Raw genomic sequence first — 21,686 nt, forward strand, 5'->3', positions numbered from 1 at the left:
GCTGATTGATTGTCTTATCAATGACGCGGGTAAAGTTCTCCTACTGTTGTGATTGCTGCATAAATGTTTTCCAAACCGGGGCTGCGGCCCGCCCGCCGGTTTCTTTTTTTCCCAGAGATTGACTCCGATCATAGCCTATCCAGACGCCGGCCAAGAGCCTGTCTGAAAAACCAATAAACCATGCATCCGTGTTGTTGTCGGACGTCCCGGTTTTACCGGCCCCGTTTTTTACGGCTGCTGCCTGCCTTCCTGTTCCTCGTTGGACCGCAAGTCTCAGCAGTCGCTTAATTTGCTGAGCTGTTTGCGGAGAGAGTATTTTATTGGGACGCGGTTGCGGCCACGGACGACGTTTGCCGGTATGATCACGAACACTGGTGATAAAGACGGGCCGAATGGCGAGTCCCTGGTTGGCAAAGGCAGCATATCCTGCGGTCATTTCGAGTAAGGATACCGGCGAAGAGCCCAGGGCAAGGGTCAGGTCGCGCTGCAGGTCTGCGCTTATGCCGGCCTGTTGGGCGAGCCGGATAACCGGTTTGAGTCCTGTCTGCCGGAGCAGCTTAATACTCACAATGTTGTTGGAATGGATAAGACCGTCTGCCAGACTGGTTGATCCCTGGTAGCGATTGTTGTAATTTTTGGGCTGCCACACAGACCCGTCGCGGTTACGAATGGAGAAAGGGGCATCGTTAATGAGATCACCGGGCTGTCTGCCTTTTTCAAAAGCAGCCGCATAAATGAAAGGTTTAAAGGAAGAGCCTGGTTGCCGGTTTGCCTCTACAGCTCGATTATACTGGCTTTGCTGATAATTTGCACCGCCAACCAAGGCACGCACTCTTCCGGTACGGGGATCCATGGCAACCAGAGCGCCCTGGGGCAGGTTTTTAGTGTTTTGTCTGTTGCCTACTTGACTAATTCCTTTTTTCACTGCGCGGACAGCATGGGCTTGCAGTTGGCTGTCCAAAGTGGTGGTTACGACTAAACCTTCTTGATAAAGGGCCTTTTGCCCGTACTGTTTTGCCAAAAGCTTGCGAATATGGGCGGTAAAGTATCCGGCAATTAATTTGTTTTTATGCGGTGCTGTGTAGTGTAGTTTTTGCTGGTATGCTTTCCGGGCTGCAGCAGCTGTAATGTGGCCTTCTTCGGCCATACGGTTAAGTACATACCGTTGCCTGGCTTTGGCAGCTTTTGGTTTTTTGTGGGGAGAATAACGACTGGGAGCCTGTGGCAACCCTGCAAGCAGAGCTATTTCAGCGAGGGAAAGCTGACTTGTTTTTTTACCGAAATATCGTTCTGCAGCTGCCTCTACGCCGTAGGCACCTTCGCCAAGGTAAATTTCATTAAGGTAAATGTAGAGGATTTCCTCTTTGGTGAGCCGTTGGGTGAGTCTGTAGGCAAGAATTGACTCAGTAATTTTACGGAGATAACTTTTTTCCCTGGTGAGCATCAGGGACCTGGTCACCTGCTGAGTAATGGTCGATCCCCCCTGGCTACGCCTTCCTGACCGGAGATTATTGATTCCTGCACGCAAGATCGACCACAGGTCAAGTCCCGGATGTTCCCAGAAACGACTGTCCTCAGCGGCGACAAAAGCCTTGGGAAGGAGAGCCGGCATTTTGTTGAGCGGAGTTATCACTCGGTATTGCTTGTATATCGCGTCAACCGGTTTGCCTGTTCGATCAAGGACGATGGTGGCGACCTGGGGGCGGTAATCGTCCACTGAATGGATAGCCGGAATGTCCAGGAGCATGAACCACGCAAGTCCTCCTCCCACCAGCAAAGAGACAATACCGCCGATGGTAAGGAGAAAGAGACAGATGTGCGAATGGGTGTATGGATTACGACTTTTCCGCTTTAAGGGCGAAGATCGTTTTTTTTGTTTGGCTTTGGTAGACAAGAGAAAGGAGAATATGTAATGTTAGAGGTTTGACAACCCATATATAGTGATGCTCACTCTCGCGGCAGGCAGGCTACCGTTCCTGATAGGCAGTTCTCTACCATGAATTTTTAGGTTGAGCATCATTAAAGCCCACTTTTTTGGAACCGATTTATTTTGTCACGTATACGCATTCTTTCTGAACATCTTTCCAACCAGATTGCAGCCGGTGAGGTGGTTGAGCGGCCTGCTTCCGTGGTTAAGGAATTGATAGAAAATAGCATTGATGCCGGAGCCAACCAGGTAGATGTCGAGATAGAAGGCAGTGGCGTGCGGCTTATGCGTGTCGTTGACAATGGATGCGGCATGATCGAAGATGATGTTCTCCTCTGCCTGGAGCGACATGCAACTTCCAAGATACAGGAAGAAAGTCAGCTGGGTGCCATTGCCACCCTTGGCTTTCGCGGGGAAGCTCTCCCCAGTATAGGTTCTGTTTCCCGGATGACCATTATCTCCCGCGATCAGGAAAAAGAGACCGGGACCTTGGTCGAGCTAAGGTATGGAGCTCTGCATGCGGTCCATGAACAGGGCTGCAGCAGGGGAACGGTCATGGAAGTGCGTAACCTGTTTGGTAATGTGCCGGCAAGAAAGAAATTTCTTAAATCTGCTCGTACTGAAACGTATCATGTCGAGGAGGTCGTGAAGAACCAGGCCATTGCCATGCCTGAAGTCGGTTTCAGTCTCCGTGTCGATGAACGAACAGTGTTGGATTGCCCTTCCGGAAGCGACTTGGAAACTCGTCTCCGTTATATTTTTCGTTATGATGGTCCTTTGCTTTCTCTTGAGCATAGTGGTGCTGCGGCAACCGACTCCATACAGGTGGGCGGATACCTCCTTCTACCTGAAGCAGCCCCAAACCGTTCAGCTCGTTTACGGATTCTTGTCAACGGCAGGGCTGTCCAGGACAGAATGATTCGCAATGCAGTGACAGAGGGGCTGCATGGTTTTTTAATGAAAGGGTATCAGCCGGCAGGAGCTGTGTTGCTGTCCATTTCACCTGAACTGGTTGATGTTAACGTTCATCCTGCCAAACGGGAAATTCGTTTCCGTGATCATCGGCAAGTGTATCAGCTGCTTAAGACGGTTGTGAAAAGTGCTATCCAGAAGCATCAAGAGCATGCCCGTGCACAGCTGTTTACCCCTGCACAGAAAAGTATCAACGAAAATCAGGAACGGCTCAGCGAAAATCTGATAATGGCCGAGCCCGCAGCAAAGCCTTTTCAACGCCCTTTGGATAGCGCTATTGGCATTGCCCGCGTCCAGAACAAGCATGTCGTGCCCGATGAGCAGCCTCCTGTCATGGAAAAACCCACGGCAACCGAGCGTCCTGAAAAGGTATCAGAGCACGTTTTTTCTGCGCCCTTTTTCCAGCATGAGCCAACGGCGGAGAAAAGAGACACTGAGTTTGCCGGACTTCGTCTTGTCGGTCAGTTGTTTTCACTGTATTTACTGTGTGAAAAAGGTGACCGGTTTATTGTGATTGATCAACATGCGGCCCATGAGCGAATCCTTTACGGGCAAATGAAACGGGACTATTTGAAAAAAGATATCCCCCGGCAAGGACTGCTGTTTCCTGTGACCGTGGAACTGGGGCCTGATCACATGGAAACCATGGAACGTTACCATGACGATCTGCAAAGTCTCGGCTTGGAGATTGACTATTTTGGAGAGACAACCTGGGTTATCAAAAGCGTGCCGGCAGTGATAAGTGTGCTTGACCCGATCTCCATGCTTCACGATATCCTGGATATGCTCTATGAAAGCAAGGGAAGCCGGAAGCAGGTGGTGGCGGGCGTTATTGACGACCTGCTGGCGTCTATGGCCTGCAAGGCAGCCATTAAGGCCGGCAATGTACTCAGTCCACAAGAAATGATAAGCTTATTGCAGCAGATGGAGGAAAGTGACGTTTTCTCCCACTGTCCCCATGGGAGACCGGTTGTTAAAACTTTTTTACAACCGGAAGTAGAAAAATGGTTCCATCGCCACGGTGGTTGATACCTTTTGCAGAACTACAGAAAAAGATAGTACCTCTGTGGAAAAAAGAAAAACAAACAAAGGAGTGAAATCTCAATGCTTGAAGTAACAGATGCAGCCAGCAAAAAAGGGCAGCAACGCCTTGCTCAATTGAACAATCGTTTTGTTGAGGCTGATTCTGGATGTCGACAGTCTGTGGCAGAAATCCTAGAACGTGTACGTACTCAAGGGGATGTTGCTGTACTCAATTATACCAACCAGTTTGATGCCCCAGAGCTCGATATTGCAGACTTACAAGTAAGCGAGGTTGAATTTGAGCAGGCCAGGGCTTTGGTCGATACGCAATTTATAGAGACCCTGCATTTTACAATCGATAGAATTCGCACTTTTCATGAGCGGGAGATGGAAGATTCATGGATGTTGACCCGTGAAGATGGAACTATTACCGGTCGGTTGGTGCGTCCGGTGGATTCTGCAGGATTGTATGTTCCCGGCGGGCAGGGTGGCTCGACCCCGTTGGTTTCATCGGTATTGATGAATGGAATTCCGGCGGCAATAGCTGGTGTGGGCCATCGGGTGATGGTGACGCCTCCGGATCGGCAAGGAGCTGTCAATCCGGCCTTGCTGGTCGCTGCCCGTGAGATAGGGATAACGGAAGTGTATAAGGCCGGTTCAGCTTGGGCCATTGGGGCACTGGCCTATGGAACGGAGTCTATCCCTCGGGTAGATGTTATTGTCGGTCCTGGTAATCAATATGTGGCAGAGGCCAAACGCCAGGTTATGGGCAGGGTGCGAATCGATATGATTGCCGGTCCCAGTGAAGTGTTGATTGTGGCTGACGATTCCGCAACTCCTGCATATATAGCTGCCGATATGTTGGCCCAGGCTGAGCACGACGAGCAGGCAACGGCTATTCTGGTTACCACCTCAGAAGATGTTGCCGCCAAAGTCTGCGAACAAATAGAACAGCAGCTGGCCCAGCTTTCACGGGCTGATATAGCCAAAAAAGCGCTGGATGATTATGGCGCTATTTTGGTGGTCGATTCCCTGGAAAAAGCGATTACAATGGCCAACCGGATTGCCAGTGAGCATCTTGAATTACAGATAACCGATCCGTGGGCATGGTTACCGCATATACGTCATGCGGGTGCTATTTTTCTTGGTTCATATACACCGGAAGCCGCCGGTGACTATGTAGCCGGACCAAACCATGTTTTACCGACCATGGGCACTGCGCGTATTTCATCAGCCCTCGGAGTAGAAACTTTTTTAAAGAAGAGTTCTGTTATTTCCTATTCAAAACGTGCTCTGTGTAATGATGCTGATCATATCCAAAGGTTGGCGAACCTGGAAGGGCTCACTGCCCATGGAAATTCAGTGGCTGTAAGGGTGCGCGGTGGAGAGTGAAAAACTTCTGAAAAAGGGCGCTTCTCGTTTAGGAGTGGCGCTTGATCAGCAGCAGGTTGAAGCGTTGCTGCTCTATTTTGGCGAACTCAAGAAGTGGAATCGTCGTATTAACCTGATCGCCCGTGACACCAAGGACGAGCAAATCCTTGAGAATCATTTCCTTGATTCCCTGACCTTGTACCCTCTGCTCGTTAATAAAGAAAGAATACGTCTGCTGGATGTGGGCACTGGTGCCGGGTTTCCGGGACTTGTGCTTGCTGCCGTATTACCGAAGGTATCATTTACCCTGCTGGAGCCACGCCTGAAGAGAGTTTCTTTTCTGCGTCATATTGCACGAATTCTCCAGCTGACAAATGTCGAGATTGTTGCAGACCGGATAGAGGCCTTTGCTCATGAGCATATAGATCATTTCAACCTTGTAACCAGTAGAGCGGTAGCCTCACCAGTGAGTTTTTTGCCGATGGTGTACCCTTTTTTAGAACAGGGGGCAACAGCAGTGATTATGGCGGCAAAGGAGGAGCGCTTGTTGGAGGTAGAAAATATGGATCGTTCTTGTCGGTTGATTTCGACTCAACGGTTTGTCCTCCCGTATTCAGGTGCCGACAGAATAGTAGGGTTGGTTCGTCTTCATTAAAAAGAGTATTGCCCTTATACTTTCCAAGCAGCTGTAGACCTGGTCTACTTCTCACTGGTAACTTCTACGTATATTTGGTAGTAAAAATTTAAAAGTAGTAGTCGAATCGTGAGACCACATTGAGATATTCTTTTTTCCACATTTTGGGGCAAAAAGTTTTCTTTCAGCGTGTTATATAATCCTTTTTAACAATATTCTGTTGATTCTTTCCCCCTGCTTTGTCGTCCATGCAGCCATGTACGGTTGGTACAGTCAGTAAAGCAGGCGGATTTATTTTTTACGTTTAACTGAGGAGTCTAATGAAAAGCAAGATTGCAGTGTTAGCCGGTGATGGTATCGGACCCGAGGTAATGGCCGAGGCCTTGAAGGTTTTAGATACAGTCCAACAGAAATTCGATTTTTCGTTGGAATTTGTCCATGCAGATGTTGGCGGTATTGCCATCGATAATCACGGCGAGGCCCTTCCCCCGGCAACCCTTGCCGTCTGTGAGGAGAGTGACGCTGTATTGTTTGGTTCGGTTGGCGGACCCAAGTGGGAAAAATTACCACCCGAAAAACAACCGGAAAGAGCTGCACTTCTGCCTCTACGAAAGCATTTTGACTTGTTTTGCAACCTGCGTCCGGCAAAGGTTTTTCCTTCGCTTGCTGCTGCCTGCCCTCTGCGGAGTGATATTGTGGGTGAAGGGTTTGATATCCTCGTTATGCGGGAATTGACTTCAGGCATTTATTTCGGTCAGCCCAAGGGAAGGGAAGGAAGCGGCCCGGAAGAGAAGGCCTGGGATACAATGGTGTATAAGCGATCTGAAATTGAACGTATTACAAGAATGGCTTTTGAGGCCGCACGGGTGCGTAGCAAGAGAGTTACATCCGTTGACAAGGCGAATGTACTGACTGTCATGGTCCTGTGGCGCGAAGTGGTCAATGAGATTGCCAAAGAGTATCCTGATGTGGAACTCAATCATATCTATGTTGATAATGCAACCATGCAACTGGTCCGCAACCCTCAACAATTTGATGTAATGCTGTGTGGCAATATGTTTGGCGATATTATTTCCGATGAGGCTGCAATGATCACCGGCTCCATGGGGATGCTGGCATCTGCAAGCCTCAATGCCGATAAATTCGGTCTTTATGAACCTGCTGGAGGCTCTGCACCTGACATCGCCGGTCAGGGAAAGGCAAATCCCATAGCTCAGATTTTGTCAGCGGCAATGATGCTTCGCTATACGTTGGGACAGGAGGCGGCCGCCGATGCCATAGAAAATGCCGTGTCTGCTACCCTGGAACAGGGCATCATGACCGAGGATATTGCTACACCTGATTTGACACCAGTGTCTACGGCTGCCATGGGCGATGCCATCGTTGCGGCGATGAAATAAACATCTAAACATTTTCCAGGGGGAGCATATGGCAAAGCGAAGTAATATTCTGCTCATTAATAATATTGCGGCGGAAGCCTTGGCAGAGAAGGTTGCCAACGAGTTGAAAGTGGTGCGAACCGAGATGAAGCGACAAAGGTTTGCAGACGGAGAACTCTATCATGCCTTCCCCACAGAGGTGGCGAGCAAGCACGTGGTGATTATAGCATCGACTCCTGATGATAGTGCCCAGCAGGAGTTGGTGGACCTTATTGCCGGCGCCCGCTACTGGAATGCCCTTTCTGTGAACGTGGTGATCCCATATCTTGGATATTCGACCATGGAAAGGGTACGGCCGGAATCGGGCGAAATTCCCAAGGGAATAACCAGGACGCGGCAGATTTTTCGTTCTCGTCCCAACTATGTTGCTTTTGTGGATTTACATTCAGAAGCAGTTCTGCATGCCCACGCCGGCGAGATTAGGACCCGTCACCTGTGGACCGAGCGATACGGAGCTGAAAAAATACGCAGACTTGGTTTGAAAGATTTTGTGCTTGTTTCCCCTGATTATGGTTTTAGCAAACGAGTGTCGCGTCTGGCAGGGATATTGGACTGCCCCCACACTGCAGCCAATAAGGATAGATACGATGTGGATAAGACTATTGTGGGCCAGTTGTCGGGGGTTATCAAAGGCAAGACGGCTGTTATTTGTGATGACATGATCCGTACAGGTGGCTCCATGCTCCAGACCGTTGATCGTTGTTATGAGGCTGGAGCGGTTGATGTCGCAGTGATGGCAACGCATTTAGTGCTTGCCGGTAAGGCTAGACAGCGTTTTGCAGAACGCGGTATTCATTGTATCATCGGAGCAGATACATATCCCGGTTCCTGCAGTGATGATTTGCTGCAGGTGTTTTCGGTGGCACCTTTGATTGCTAATGAATTACGAAAACATTTGCGCCTCAAAAAACGATGATGTCAGGAAAACTGCAGTTGTCGGCGTCGTGAGATAAAGAATACCTTGCTTGGTATGCCTGTGTTGTAATTTAACTATCTTAAAGCAAGTGATGGGCTTATCAAAAGTTCATCAAGAAATAGATTCCTAGAGAAAGAGAAGAGCCATGAAAAAAGTAGGTATTGTCGGTTGGCGGGGTATGGTTGGCTCCGTTTTGATGCAAAGAATGCGGGAAGAAAAGGATTTTCAGGGGTATGAAGCTCGTTTTTTTTCAACTTCCCAGGCTGGGCAGGCTGGTCCGGAGATAGATGGAACCACCTATCAATTAATTGACGGACACGATGTTGAACAGCTTGCAGAGCTTGATATAATTGTTTCCTGTCAAGGGGGGGGGTATACAGGGACTGTGTATCCTCAGTTAATCAGTAAGGGCTGGCAAGGGTACTGGATTGATGCGGCTTCCAAACTGCGTATGGACAGTGATTCCATTATTGTGCTTGATCCTGTTAACCGTTCGGTTATCGATAAGGGCCTTGCAAGTGGCATCAAGAAGTTTGTCGGTGGTAACTGCACCGTTTCTTTAATGTTAATGGCTTTAGGCGGTCTTTTTGAAAAAGGCTGGGTTGAGTGGGTATCATCTCAGACTTACCAGGCAGCTTCCGGTGCCGGTGCCAAAAATATGAAAGAATTGGTCGAGCAGATGCGCATTATCGGCGAGAATGCAGGAACACTTCTTGATGATCCATCCTCAGCCATCCTTGATGTGGACAGAAACGTTACTGAAAGTATCAGGAGTTCCATGTTTCCTACTGCCAATTTTGGTGCGCCACTCGCTGCTAGTCTTATTCCCTGGATTGATTCACCCATGGAGAACGGACAGACTCGTGAGGAATGGAAGGGCGTGAGTGAAACCAATAAAATCCTGGGCCTGGAGGATTCGCCGATTCCCGTTGACGGATGTTGTGTCCGGATCAGTTCGATGCGCTGCCATAGCCAGGCTTTTACCATTAAATTAAAGCAGGATATTCCGCTTGCAGAGGTTGAACAGGCCATAAATGAGCATAATCAGTGGGGCTATCTGGTGGAAAACACCAAGGAAGAAACACTTCGGGAGCTGACCCCGGCCAGGGTAACCGGTACGCTGGACATTCCGGTGGGGAGGGTTCGAAAAATGAATCTAGGTCCTGAATTCATAAGTGCTTTTAGTGTGGGGGATCAACTCCTGTGGGGTGCGGCAGAGCCACTGCGTCGCATGTTGAAAATTGTGTTAGAGTATATTGATTAAACTATACTGATGAATGCTCGCCATCCGGCAGGGGGCATCTCTCTGCCGGACACCTTTGTTAAACTGAGATCTAGGGCCACATATAATGCACTATCAGGGTGATGTCTTCCGGCCGCCAAGTGAAGCGAAATCTATCCTTCTTCAGGTGACCACTGGTTGCTCTCACAACAAATGTACCTTTTGCGGAATGTACAAGAATAGTCGTTTTTCGATCAAAGACGATGACATTATCATGGAAGACATCGAGTATGCTTCCCGGCATTTTCAAAGACAAAAAAGACTGTTTATTTGTGACGGTGATGCACTGATTCTGCCACAAAAGAGGCTGCTGCATATCCTCAATGCAATTCGCGAGCAACTTCCTTGGGTGGAGAGGGTTGGAATATATGCCAACACGAAAAGTATAAGGCTTAAAAGTGATGAGGATCTACAGAAACTACGTGATGCTGGTTTAAAAATTGCCTATATGGGCCTTGAGTCCGGCGATGATGTGACGCTTGAGCATATCTGTAAAGGCAGCAATGCACAGCGTATGGTTGAGATGGGGAAAAGACTGCGTAGTGCCGGGATGTTACTTTCGGTAACGGTATTGCTTGGGATTGCCGGTAAAAAGCGGTCCCATGTCCATGCAGTGGAGACAGGCCGGGTGCTGAGCGCAATTGATCCTGAATATGTAGGTGCACTCAGTCTCATGCTCAGTCAGGGAACAGACCTGTATTCGTCCTATGAAAAAGGGTTGTTTGAACTGCTCGAACCCATGGAGATGCTTGAGGAATTAGCTGTGATGATCACTCACACTGATTTATCTGGCGGCTATTTTCACGCAAATCATGCATCCAATTATTTACCGATCAAAGCCAGGCTGCCTGAAGAGAAGGAGAAAACGCTGCAGCTTATCCACAGTGCCCTCCAGGGTAAGGTTGGTCTCAAGGCCGAGCAGTATCGTTCTTTTTGAATTTCTTTTTTTGATACCATCGATACGGTTACCAGGAGAGCAACAACTCAAGGTTGCTTTGCATGTCTGCAAGCTGAAATGGTTTAGCTAGAAAACCGTCTGGCGCTGTAGCGGTATTGTTTGCTGAAAAAGGAAATTCTGTTGCAAGGTATCCGCTACTGAGCAGGATGGGCAGTGTTGGATTCATCTGCCTGATTGATTCCATGGCTTGGATACCATTTATTTCCGGCATGGAAATGTCCATTACAATTGCGCGGTAATCGTGCTCCTGTCCTCTGATTTTGGCAATAGCTTCCTTACCGTTGACAGCGGTATGTACTGTAAAACCAAGCATCGTCAGGAAATTTTTACCGACCTCCAGCACTGGCGGTTCGTCATCCACAAGCAGGATATGTCCCGATAGACTTGTGCCAACGTTGGGTGCAACTTCGGCAACGGGCATGGGATGTCCTGATCGGAGAGGGGTGAAAGGGAAAAGAATCTGCACAGTCGTACTTTTACCTGGGACACTGTCGACGATGATGGCTCCATCGTGTGCCAGCATAATCCCGGAGGCGAGAGCCAGGCCAAGCCCCCTGCCGACAAACCGAGTGGTGTAAAACGGTTCAAAAACTTTCGATAGATTATCACCTGCTATTCCGTGACCTGAATCTTTTATCCGGCAAAATATATAGTTGCCGTCGCTGATGTTCTTTTTCTGAAAAAAAAGAGGGAATGAAGCTTTACTGAAATACTCGGTGCCAAAGGTAATCTCAACGGAGCCGGAATCGTTGCTCAAGGATTCGGCAGCATTGGCAAGGATGTTTTCTATGGCTTCACTTATTTGCTGTCTATCAACCGAGCAGTAAAGTGGTTGCGAAGGCGGTATGAATATGAGGTTGACCTGTGGATGAAAAAGATTTTGGGAGCTGGTAACAGTTGACCTGACCAGTTCTGCAAGAGCGACCTGCCGGCACTGCAGGGGATTTTGGCCAACGTAGCTTAACATGATGGAACCGACCTGAGAAGCTCCCTTTGCTCCCCGAAATGCGTTTGCGGCCATTGCGTATTCTTTTGAGTTTTTCGAAAGAGCAAGGGTCAGAAGCTCCAGGTTGCCTTGTACGCCGGTCATGGCATTGTTAAAGCGGTGGGCAATGGCTGTGGCCATTGTTTTGAGACTTTCCAGCTTTTTGAGCTGTTCCTGGTGTTGGAGGCTCTCCAGTTTTTGTTGTTCTCGCTTTTTTTGCTCAGAAAGGTCACGGATAATTTCCATTTTAGAAATAGTGCCATCGCTGTTGTGTATAGGGGTGGCAACCATTTCAAAGGCCCGTCCATCTGGGACCGTAGGGTGATAACGAATTTTTTTCCCTCGCTCGATAACCTCCACCATTTTACAATGGCTGCATGGTTCTTTTTTCCCCATAAGAGCGCTGTAACAGGTTTTGCCGGGGTGGGCACCGAACCAGCTTGTAAAAGTTGTGTTCATGACCTGCAGGCGATAGTCCGCATCAATTACGCATAATCCAAGTCCTATATCATCAATGGCTGTGATGTAGCGCTGCAGTTGCTCCTTGTTTTGCAGCAATGCCGCTTCTGCCAGTTTGCGATCAGCAATTTCTTTGCGCATGGTTTGATTCGCTTGTGCCAGATCTGCGGTGCGCTCAGCGATTATATTGTCTCGGTTAACTATCTGGTCCTGATGATCGCTTTCAATAGCCTCTGCCCGTTCAACAAGTGTTTTGATTCCAGGCATGTTACGAAGGGCGGCTTTGGCAAGACGGGTAAGGACCCCTGGTTCCTGATAGGTGATCTTGAAATCCCAGATGGCTCTTCTGGGGTCACCAGGGCCTTCCGGCCCCTTTTCAATACATCGAGAGGATACTTTGATATTGGTGGCCCCTGCCAGTCGAGCATAGGAGACAAAGCAACCAGCATTCCACTGCATGGTAAATGGACAGGTGTTTATTCCAGGATTATGGGTAATGCGGATTTCTATACATTTTTTTTCCATTTTTACAACAGAGTACTTTTTGGTCCTGTTATATTTGTATGCTTCAGAGGAAACCTTTTTAGCCACTCTATGGATACCAAGCAAGGGGATGCCCAGAGCAGTGGTAAGCATAGGTTGAGTTTTGTACATGGTGCTGCCTATTTTAAAGCCCAAGCGAGGATCTGGTATCTCTTGCTGGATGATATCATGCAGCGTTTTGATAAACCTGTGGGAGAACCAGTGTCTGGGGTTTCTCAAGTGGGCGAGGCCAACTTCTTCAACCTCACCGGTCTGTAAATTTTCGACATACACAGGCTTCTGCCGGCAGGCCTCAGTGATGAGCTTGCGCAGATCAAGAGATGGGTGGTGCTCCTCTAAATATTGGACAAGCCAATAGGTGTTGAGCGCAGATACCTCTTTGGCCATGGGGTGTATGGTATTTATCTGTGTCATCTTGTTTGCAACAGAAAAAAATCAACCAACTTATTTCAAAATCGCTTTGGAAAAACTGTTGTCAGCTCAACGACAAGCAGGGAAATGCTTTTATGCAAAATATTCGTCCCTCTGCAGGAGCGCTCCACGGTGCATGTACTCTCCCGTGAGGAGGTTTGTTCGCTTTGCCTCTGCGCACGATCAGGCCCGGTATCAGTGGAAAGGAATGGAGAAAAAGGGCGCTCGGAGCAGAAGAGCGCGACCACTGACCAGCAAATTTTAACTGATTTTTCGGGTATAGGTGTAGCTGTTTTTTCCTTTCTTCTTAGTCGAGAGCATAGCAACGTCAGCCTTTCTTATCAGTTTGTCAGCAACCTTGCCGTCTCTAGGGTACATGCTTATGCCGATGGAGACAGTAATTTCCTGGTATTCAGTTTGTGCATGAATTGCAGCTGCTATGTTTAAACAGATTTTTTGAGCTACTCCCTCTGCGTCCTTTGCTGTGGAAAGACCTGGAAGTGCAACTACAAATTCATCTCCTCCCCAGCGGCATACAATGTCAGATTCGCGTAAACAGTCAAGCAATGAGGATGTTAGATGTTTGAGTAAACTATCACCTGTGTCATGACCAAAGCGATCATTTATCTGTTTGAAGTTGTCCAGATCAAGAAAGAGAATACCTACCTGCTTACTCTCTCGATCTGCCTGACGCATACAAAGTTCCATCAAATCATGGAATAATCGCCGATTAGGTAATTTGGTAAGATGATCATGATAGGCCATGTGGCGTAACTTTTGGCGAATTTTTTTCAAATCGGTGATGTCGTGCAGTGAGACGACGGCACCAAGTTTGTTATCGTCATTGTCATACATAGCCTGTCCGTTGGCGCGAAGAGTCCGTTGGCTTTTTAGGCGGTCTTCAACAATGAATTCTTCATTTTTTACCGGGTGATCCTGCAGGGCTTTGAAAAGGGGATTTTCATCTGCTGGCAGTATTTCTTTGCCATCGGGTTTTAACAACCTGAAATGTTGTGCCCATTGATGCATTGGCACTGAGGAAACCTGCTCGCCAAGTATTTTTTGGCTGGCTTGGTTAAAGAGTGTCAGTTGCCCGTCAGCATCACAGGCAATGATGCCGTCATTAATATGCTCAAGAATGGTTTCTTGATATTTTTGTTGGAGCAGGTTGGCCTGTTTTGCTGATCTAAGCGCGGTAATATCTAAAAAATACCATGCCCGAGCCATATATTTATGAGCACTGAATATTGGGTAGGAATGTCGAAAAAAAATTCTGCCGTCAATGAGCTCGATCTCGTCAGTACTTGTGGCATTGGGGGTATCGTAAAGGGCATATATTTTTTCGAGAAATTGCTCAGGCGACTTTACCTGGCTGAGGACCGTCTGCAGACTTTTCTCATCGTTACGGGAAGTTTGTATGTGGGCAGGAATAGACCACATACGAAGAAATTCATTGTTGTAGGACAACATTTCCATCCGTTCATTGACGAGAAGAATACCAGCAGGATTTTTCTCATATTGTGCTTCCAGAATTTGCAGCCGTTTGACTATTTCTCGGTTGGTGGTAGAACTTGAGTTTATTTCAAGGAACACAAGAAGAGATGTGTCTGGTAGACGCGACACTTTTAAGTCGACGGTTTCTGCAGAGATACCATCTTTTTTCATTGTACAAGAGGTCGTTGAAGGGGTGATTCCTGCTTGGCGAAGTTTGTCTGCTGTTTCGTTTTGTTGGTCATCAGCGATAAAATTCGTGAAAACGAAACCCTGAAGTGAATTGGTCTCGGTTGCAAGTATTGTCAGCGCCATGGGGTTGTAATGAAGAATGGTCAGCTCATTATCAAGTAGCAGGGCTGCACAGGGTAGGTAAGGAAGAAGAACCTGAGAAGCATCAAGGATACATAATCGGGTAGGGTCAGGAAAATCTTCCGCGGTCCTACTGGCAGGATAGTTCCAAGATGTAGGTATTGTCGACATGTGTCTGGCTTACTCTCGGTAAAGGACATCGTTTGGGTGTCTTTAATCATACCGCAAAAGAGCATTAGAATATAATAATAACAAAGCATTGTGTACTCTTTTTTTCTTAAGAGATGAAACGTTGGATGGAGAGGTTGAGCAGGGAGTGCAGTAAAGGAGGCACCTCCTGAATCTCCCCCCTCATGGGGTCGAGGCTGCTCGGAGCCACCCAAAAAGTGGAGTTGCAAATGAAGTGGTTGCTAGAGAAGGCCTTAAGCCAGGTTGCCGTCTTGCAGAGTCAGGCATCTGTCCATCATTTGAGCTAACTGCATATTGTGGGTAACCATGATCACACTGAGTCCCATGGAATTGGTGAGGTCACGCAGCAGGTGAAAGACTTTTTCGCCGCTGACAGAATCGAGATTACCGGTTGGCTCGTCCGCAAAAAGCAGTGCTGGTTTCATAATCAGGGCCCTGGCAAGGGCAACTCGTTGCTGTTCGCCGCCTGACAACTCTCCGGTTCGATGGTTGCTCCGCTGTTGGAGGTCTACTCCGCCAAGCAGTTCCATTGCGTTTGTTTCCAGCTGGTCGCGTTTTAATCCCTGAATAAGGCCAGGCATGATTACATTTTCGATTGCTGTGAATTCAGGCAGCAGATGATGGAACTGGAAGATAAAACCGATATTGGCATTACGGTGTGCGGCAATTTCGTTGTCGGACAGAGTGGTTAGATCTGTGTCGTTGAAGAGGAGTCGGCCGCTGTCGGCTTGGTCCAAAGTGCCGAGAATTTGCAAGAGGGTTGTTTTGCCGGAACCGGATGCTCCGACAATCGCAGTCATCTCACATCGATGAACATCAAGGTCGATATCGTTGAGCACATGGATCGGCTGCTGTCCCTGATGAAAGGCTTTGCAGATACCCCTGGCTTGGAGCAGTACGTTTTGTGATTTACTCATAGGTTAAGGCCTCTGCAGGTCGGATTTTTGAAGCCTTCCAGGAAGGATAGAGGGTGGCCAGCAGAGTAATGAGTATGGCTGAAACCGCTATGAGTATTACATCAAACGGAACCACGGTGATCGGCATGGTTGACATGGGGTAGACATTGCTTGGAAGTTCTATGATTTTATAGCGTTTGAGGATGCCACACACTGTTAGTCCGCTTATAACTCCCAAGGTTGTCCCGCAAAGGCCGATAACAGCCCCTTGGTAAAAAAAGATACGCATAATAGAGCCGGTGGTAGCGCCCATGGATTTGAGGATGGCGATATCCCTGGTTTTTTCCATGACCACCATAATCAGCGCACTGATGATGTTTAGGGCTGCGACCAGGATAATGAGGTCCAGCGCAATAAAAATTCCAACCTTTTCAAGCTTTAGGGCCGCAAAAAGATTTTGGTTGATCTGCATCCAGTCGCGTACGGAGTAGCCCGGCCCTAGCGTTTTTTCAACGGCATCTGCTGTTTTGTCAGCCGCATCAACATCCTCTACCTTGACCTCGATGCCGTGAACCCCCTTGTCCAAACCGGTTAGAGTACGGGCTGTCGCCAGGTTTGTATAGCCGATGGTGGAATCATATTCGTACATTCCGGTTTCAAATATGCCGACCAGTAAACAGGTTTTGATTTTAGGGAGGATACCCATGGGCGAAAGAGGTCCATTGGGTGAGATGAGGCGCACCTTGTCACCAACCGTTACCCGAAGGCTTTTGGCAAGTTCTATCCCCAAAATGATCGATGGAAAGCCAATCGTGTTTTGCAGATCTGTTAGCCGGCCCAAGGTCATCACCTTGTCAATGGTGATGACCTTGGCAGCGCTTGTTGGGTCAATCCCTCTGAGTACGATTCCTGTGGAGGTATTACTGGAGGTGATGAGTGCTTGACCGTAGACGTAAGGAGTAGCTGCCACTACCCCTTTAGTCGTCTCCAGTCGTTCAAGAACATGGTCAACATTGTTTATCGAACCACCATAGGATTGGACGAGAACATGGGCGTTGATACCTATGATCTGGTCCCGCAACCCCTGAGTAAAGCCGGTATAGACACTCAGCACCACAATCAGTGCCAGAACCCCAACCGCAACCCCTAAAACAGAGATGACCGTGATCAGGGAAATAAATTTCTGCTGCCTTTTGGCTTTCAGGTAGCGTAGGCAGATAAACCATTCAAAAGACGGCATAAATTTTATTCTGTTAGAGTAGAGCTTTATAAAGAGGCGGTGAGAGTTTTTTTTACTCCTTTACTTCCGGTTTCAAGTGAGGAAAGAGGATGACGTCTCTAATAGAGGGCGAATCAGTCAGCAGCATCACCAGTCTGTCGATCCCTATCCCTTCACCAGCCGCAGAAGGCATCCCGTACTCAAGAGCCCTGACATAATCCTGGTCCAGTACCGGATGGATTTCTTCATCATCACCCCGTTGATCAATTTGTTGTTGAAAGCGTTGCAGCTGATCAACAGGATCGTTTAACTCACTGAACGCATTGGCGATCTCTCTACCGGTGATAAACAGCTCGAAACGGTCGGTCACACTCGGATCCTCTTCGTTGCGGCGAGCCAACGGTGAAACTTCGGTCGGATAGGAGGTAATAAAGGTGGGATCTATGAGTTTTTCCTCGACCAGTAACTCAAACAACTCAGTCTTCGCCTTGCCGACCCCAGCTCCGGGTTGCAGCTGGATGCCTTTTTCCTCAACAAGGTTAAATATCGCTGCCTCGTTTTCAAGTAGGGAGGCGTCTACACCCCCAACCTGCACCAGCGCTTCATCCATTGTCAAACGTCGCCATGGAGGTGCCAGATTGACCGGAATATCCTGGTAGGTAAGCTCCATGGAACCGGTCACTTCTGCTGCCAGCCAGGAAACCATTTCTTCGGTGAGATCCATCAGGTCATGATACGTTGCATAGGCCTGGTAAAATTCGAGCATGGTGAATTCGGGGTTGTGGCGAGTGGATAACCCCTCGTTACGGAAGTTTCTGTTTATTTCAAAAACTTTTTCAAATCCCCCTACCAGAAGCCGTTTAAGATACAATTCCGGTGCAATCCGGAGAAACAGATCCATTCCCAACGCATTGTGATGAGTTTTAAAAGGCTTTGCCGTTGCACCCCCGGGAACGGGCTGCATCATTGGCGTTTCGACTTCCATGTAGCCGCGGTTGTTAAGGAATTCTCGAATCAGGCGGATGATTTCCACCCTTTTTTGAAAGGTTTCCTTGGTTTCTGGGTTGACGATCAGATCAAGATATCGCTGGCGGTACCTGGTTTCTACATCGGTAAGGCCGTGAAATTTTTCAGGCAGCGGACGCAGCGATTTAGAGATCATAACCAAGGTTCTTGTATCAATGGAGGTCTCACCGACTTTGGTTTTGAAGAGTTTACCTTCCACCCCTACGATATCACCGACATCCCATTTTTTGAAAAGAGCAAAGTTTTCAGTGCCAATAGTATCTCTGCGTACATAGATCTGAATTCTTCCTGAGGTATCCTGGACATGGAAAAAAGCAGCTTTGCCGAATTTACGCATGGACATGATTCGTCCGGCAATACGATAGGTGGTCCCGCTTTCGTCGTGGGATTCAGCGCTGAGCGGCTCGCCTTGGGGAAGAATTTCAGCTATTGCCTGTGGGGCAGTGAAAGTGTTGCTGAATAACTTGACGCCTTCCTGGGCAAGTGCTTCGGCTTTTTCTCGACGTTGTTTAAGGAGATTGCTTGTTGTTTCCATCAGTTAAAATATAAAAGTAAGTATTTGGGGGAGATATAAGAGCGGTATAAGGTGTTCGACTGCGAATCCATCGCCTTGTGATAGAGGGGCAGGCCCTACAAAAACACGTATAAATAGTGCGTCGTGGTTTGGATGTCAATTTTTTTCCAGAACAATCACCGATTCAATATGATGTGTTTGCGGAAACATATCAACAGGAGTGACTTCTGCGACACTATAACCTGATGAACACATATGGGCTAGATCTCGAGCCATGGTCGCGGGGTCACAGGATATATAGACTATTTTTTGGGGTGCCATGGCTGTCAGATCCGTTACGGCTTCTCTGTCAAGTCCTTGCCTGGGGGGGTCGAGGAGCACCACATCAAAACCGAGTTTTTTTTGCTTAAATTGGGACAATGATCGAGTAACGTTTTCACACTGGTAGGTAATAGCTGCTGTAGAGGCGGGATGAACGCTATTTTTTTTCGCCCATGCAATAGATCGTTGATTATGCTCTACGCCGGTGATTTGCCATCCTTGAAGCAGCAATGGAACAGAGAAATTACCTATGCCGCAGAAGAGATCCAGCAGCGTAGTTGGCTTTTTTGTGTTGAGCTTGTCCCATACCCATGCTACCAGTTGTACGTTCTGCTCTACATTGGTTTGGAAAAAACAGTAACTGTCCCAGGACAACGTGTAATCAAAATCAGCCAGGCTGAACTGCTGCTGCAACTGTGGGCTGTTTAAAGGCGGGTGGGCGGCATGAAAGTGCTGTTTGTTTTTACTGACAGTGTAGTCAGCCGCATCGCTGAGGTCCAATGGTGGAGCATTGCTGGAATGGTGGCGTCGTGGATGGAGTACAATGGTAATTTTACCAGTGGCTGGAGACTCTATAAATTCTACACTCTTCCAGGAGGCAGCCAGTTTTTGATCAAGGTAGTTGGTCTTGAATATATGTAAACTGCGATTGATCGCATCTGTGGCCAGCAGACATCTGGATATGGGGATGATCTGATTGCTGCCAACCCGGTGGAATCCCAGACGCTGTTTGTTGTCCAGGTGGAGCCGGATACGATATCGGTAGGCAAAAGGCTGTGGTGAGGGCAGGGTATCATTGATAGCCGCTGTTGTTAGCGGTATTTTGTTTCTTGCCAGGGTTTCTGCAAGCAGAGTGCGTTTTAAGGCGAGTTGTTCGGGGTATTCAATATGCTGGAGATTACAACCGCCGCATTGGGTATAATAAGGACATGGGGGGGAGATGCGACGTGGGGAGGCTTGGGTAATCTCAAGCAGCTCTGCCTGGATAAATTTTTTGGAGCGTTTTTTTTCTTTTATCTCTACCTTTTCGCCAGGTAGTACAAAAGGTACCATCACGACTAAGCCGCCCTCCAGACGGCCCAACCCGCTCCCACCGTGAATGATTTTTTCTATATGTAGTGTCTGTTTCATGTGCGCCTCCTGTTGATGAGAAGCAACATATACCTAATATGCAGAAAAAAAGAAAATATTACTATGCAAGACCGTAACAAGAGCAAGTGCAAAATTTTAGTCGTTGATGATGAACAAGTGCACCGTTTTATGCTCACGTCCCTTTTTGCTGAGTGGGGCTGGCAGAGCATGGAAGCTGATGACGGTGTAACCGCTGTGGCAGCAGTCGAAGAAGGGCCATATGATGCTATTTTGATGGATGTACGGATGACCACCATGAATGGAATGGAGGCGCTTAAGCGGATTCATGCTATTAACCCGGCGATTCCGGTGGTGATCATGACGGCTTTTTCTTCCATTGATTCAGCGGTAGCTGCCATGAAAGAAGGCGCCCATGACTATCTGACTAAACCGCTCGATTTTGATAAACTCAAACAAACCCTCGAGGTTGCCATGGGGCATAGGCAAAAAGGGGAGGAGGGGAGCGTTGTTGGTAAGCCTTTTGGTGAGAATGAACGTTTTATTGGTAATTCTGAGGCAATGCAGCATTTGTGGCAGCTTATCCTCCAGGTAGCACCAACAGAGGCAACTGTACTTATCTGTGGGGAGTCAGGGACTGGTAAAGAGTTGGTTGCTTCGGCGATTCATCATTACAGCAAGCGGGCAAAGGGGCCTTTAGTCAAGGTCAACTGTGCAGCGCTTGCCGAAAATCTGTTGGAGTCAGAACTTTTTGGCCATGAGCGTGGGGCCTTCACGGGTGCTGATAAAAGAAGAGAAGGGCGGTTTGTCCAGGCCCAGGGGGGCACCCTCTTTTTAGATGAAATCGGAGAAACTTCGCCGGCAATGCAGGTCAAGCTGCTGCGTGTTCTTCAGGAACACGAATTGGAAAGGGTTGGTGGTCAGGAAACCCTGGATGTGGATGCCCGTATCATTACGGCCACGAACCGTAATTTGGAAGACGAGGTTGCAGCTGGTCGATTCCGTGAAGACCTGTATTACAGATTGAATGTTGTAGTGTTGGAGGTCCCTCCTTTGCGACTTCGCGATGGAGATATTCCGGTGTTAGTCGATTTTTTTATTCGACGATTCGCAGAAAAAAATTCTCGTCAGGTGAGGGGGATTACTCCGGAGTATATGGACATACTTATCCGGTATCCGTGGCCTGGTAACGTCAGGGAGCTTGAAAATTCCATAGAAAGGGGAGTTATTCTCATGCGAGGCGAATACCTTGATGTCGGTGAACTGCCATTGCCGATTCAGCGCTGGGCCGGCTTGCACCCCGCCGGCAAAGAAAAAAAGCCTGCAACTCTAAAAGACGCAGAAAAAGCATTAATTCTGAAGACGCTCAAGGAAACAGGAGGCAACAGGAGTGAGGCCGCTCGTCGTCTCCAGATAACCAGAAAGACACTTTTGAATAAGCTAAAAACCTACGATATACAGTAACTGCTGAATTTTTTGTTGCTTGGCCAGCCACATCAGCCATAATGCCTGCCAAGCTGCGGTTTAGAAGTGTAATCAGGAGATAATGCTTACATCACCTGCCGGTCTTCAGGGCTGGTTTTGGGAAAAGTGTTCATTTTTGTTAAAGCTACATGAAAGGCGGGACCTATTGCCCCATATTTGTGAGTAAATTGAAAGTCAGCAAGATAGAGCTATAAGCGGGAGGAAATATGGAGAGGGGAAAAACA

15 protein-coding genes are annotated in these 21,686 nt (G+C 48.1%); 8 read left to right on the forward strand and 7 right to left on the reverse strand.

Annotated features, from left to right (window positions below; translation table 11 throughout):
* Window positions 1-40: 40 nt before the first annotated feature.
* Window positions 41-1,747 (reverse strand): penicillin-binding protein 1A, encoded by a 1,707-nt coding sequence (locus JWH17_RS02940; protein WP_205221060.1) that lies wholly within the window; start codon window positions 1,745-1,747, stop codon window positions 41-43.
* Between the two features lie 303 nt (window positions 1,748-2,050).
* Here JWH17_RS02940 and mutL point away from each other — a divergent pair, with 303 nt between their 5' ends.
* From mutL to JWH17_RS02975, 7 genes are all read left to right on the forward strand, one after another.
* A complete protein-coding gene (mutL, locus tag JWH17_RS02945; protein WP_205221061.1) occupies window positions 2,051-3,928 on the forward strand; it encodes a DNA mismatch repair endonuclease MutL in 1,878 nt (625 codons plus the stop codon).
* A 75-nt stretch (window positions 3,929-4,003) separates the two neighbouring features.
* Window positions 4,004-5,314 (forward strand): histidinol dehydrogenase, encoded by a 1,311-nt coding sequence (gene hisD, locus JWH17_RS02950; protein ID WP_205221062.1) that lies wholly within the window; start codon window positions 4,004-4,006, stop codon window positions 5,312-5,314.
* Window positions 5,304-5,948 carry a 16S rRNA (guanine(527)-N(7))-methyltransferase RsmG gene (gene rsmG, locus JWH17_RS02955; protein ID WP_205221063.1) on the forward strand — a complete coding sequence of 215 codons (645 nt, stop codon included), beginning with the start codon at window positions 5,304-5,306 and terminating at the stop codon, window positions 5,946-5,948. Before hisD ends, rsmG begins: the two co-directional genes overlap by 11 nt.
* Window positions 5,949-6,247: 299 nt before the next feature.
* Window positions 6,248-7,327, forward strand: coding sequence for a 3-isopropylmalate dehydrogenase (gene leuB / locus JWH17_RS02960; protein WP_205221064.1), 1,080 nt, complete (start codon window positions 6,248-6,250; stop codon window positions 7,325-7,327).
* Between the two features lie 28 nt (window positions 7,328-7,355).
* Entirely contained in the window at window positions 7,356-8,282 is a 927-nt protein-coding gene (prs, locus tag JWH17_RS02965) for a ribose-phosphate diphosphokinase (RefSeq protein WP_205221065.1), read from the forward strand.
* A 145-nt stretch (window positions 8,283-8,427) separates the two neighbouring features.
* Complete coding sequence (gene asd, locus JWH17_RS02970; RefSeq protein WP_205221066.1) at window positions 8,428-9,546, forward strand: aspartate-semialdehyde dehydrogenase; 1,119 nt, start codon at window positions 8,428-8,430, stop codon at window positions 9,544-9,546.
* An 85-nt stretch (window positions 9,547-9,631) separates the two neighbouring features.
* On the forward strand, window positions 9,632-10,501 hold the full coding sequence (locus tag JWH17_RS02975; protein ID WP_205221067.1) for a radical SAM protein: 870 nt from the start codon (window positions 9,632-9,634) through the stop codon (window positions 10,499-10,501).
* 28 nt (window positions 10,502-10,529) lie between these two features.
* Here JWH17_RS02975 and JWH17_RS02980 read toward each other — a convergent pair whose 3' ends face one another.
* From JWH17_RS02980 to JWH17_RS03005, 6 genes are all read right to left on the reverse strand, one after another.
* On the reverse strand, window positions 10,530-12,923 hold the full coding sequence (locus JWH17_RS02980) for a hybrid sensor histidine kinase/response regulator (protein WP_205221068.1): 2,394 nt from the start codon (window positions 12,921-12,923) through the stop codon (window positions 10,530-10,532).
* A 258-nt stretch (window positions 12,924-13,181) separates the two neighbouring features.
* Window positions 13,182-14,894, reverse strand: coding sequence for a GGDEF domain-containing protein (locus tag JWH17_RS02985; RefSeq protein ID WP_205221069.1), 1,713 nt, complete (start codon window positions 14,892-14,894; stop codon window positions 13,182-13,184).
* A 251-nt stretch (window positions 14,895-15,145) separates the two neighbouring features.
* Window positions 15,146-15,829: an ABC transporter ATP-binding protein gene (locus tag JWH17_RS02990; RefSeq protein WP_205221070.1), complete on the reverse strand. Its 684-nt coding sequence runs from the start codon at window positions 15,827-15,829 to the stop codon at window positions 15,146-15,148.
* Window positions 15,822-17,048: a lipoprotein-releasing ABC transporter permease subunit gene (locus JWH17_RS02995; RefSeq protein ID WP_205221071.1), complete on the reverse strand. Its 1,227-nt coding sequence runs from the start codon at window positions 17,046-17,048 to the stop codon at window positions 15,822-15,824. Before JWH17_RS02995 ends, JWH17_RS02990 begins: the two co-directional genes overlap by 8 nt.
* A gap of 52 nt (window positions 17,049-17,100) precedes the next feature.
* Window positions 17,101-18,588, reverse strand: coding sequence for a lysine--tRNA ligase (lysS, locus tag JWH17_RS03000; RefSeq protein WP_205221072.1), 1,488 nt, complete (start codon window positions 18,586-18,588; stop codon window positions 17,101-17,103).
* Window positions 18,589-18,723: 135 nt separating this feature from the next.
* Entirely contained in the window at window positions 18,724-20,019 is a 1,296-nt protein-coding gene (locus JWH17_RS03005; RefSeq protein WP_205221073.1) for a class I SAM-dependent RNA methyltransferase, read from the reverse strand.
* A 63-nt stretch (window positions 20,020-20,082) separates the two neighbouring features.
* Between JWH17_RS03005 and JWH17_RS03010 the strand changes: the two genes are divergently transcribed.
* Window positions 20,083-21,441, forward strand: a complete 1,359-nt coding sequence (locus tag JWH17_RS03010) for a sigma-54-dependent transcriptional regulator (RefSeq protein WP_205221074.1) — start codon at window positions 20,083-20,085, stop codon at window positions 21,439-21,441.
* The last annotated feature ends 245 nt before the right edge of the window (window positions 21,442-21,686 follow it).

Source organism: Desulfogranum marinum, from assembly GCF_016918565.1.
Taxonomy (GTDB): domain Bacteria; phylum Desulfobacterota; class Desulfobulbia; order Desulfobulbales; family Desulfobulbaceae; genus Desulfogranum; species Desulfogranum marinum.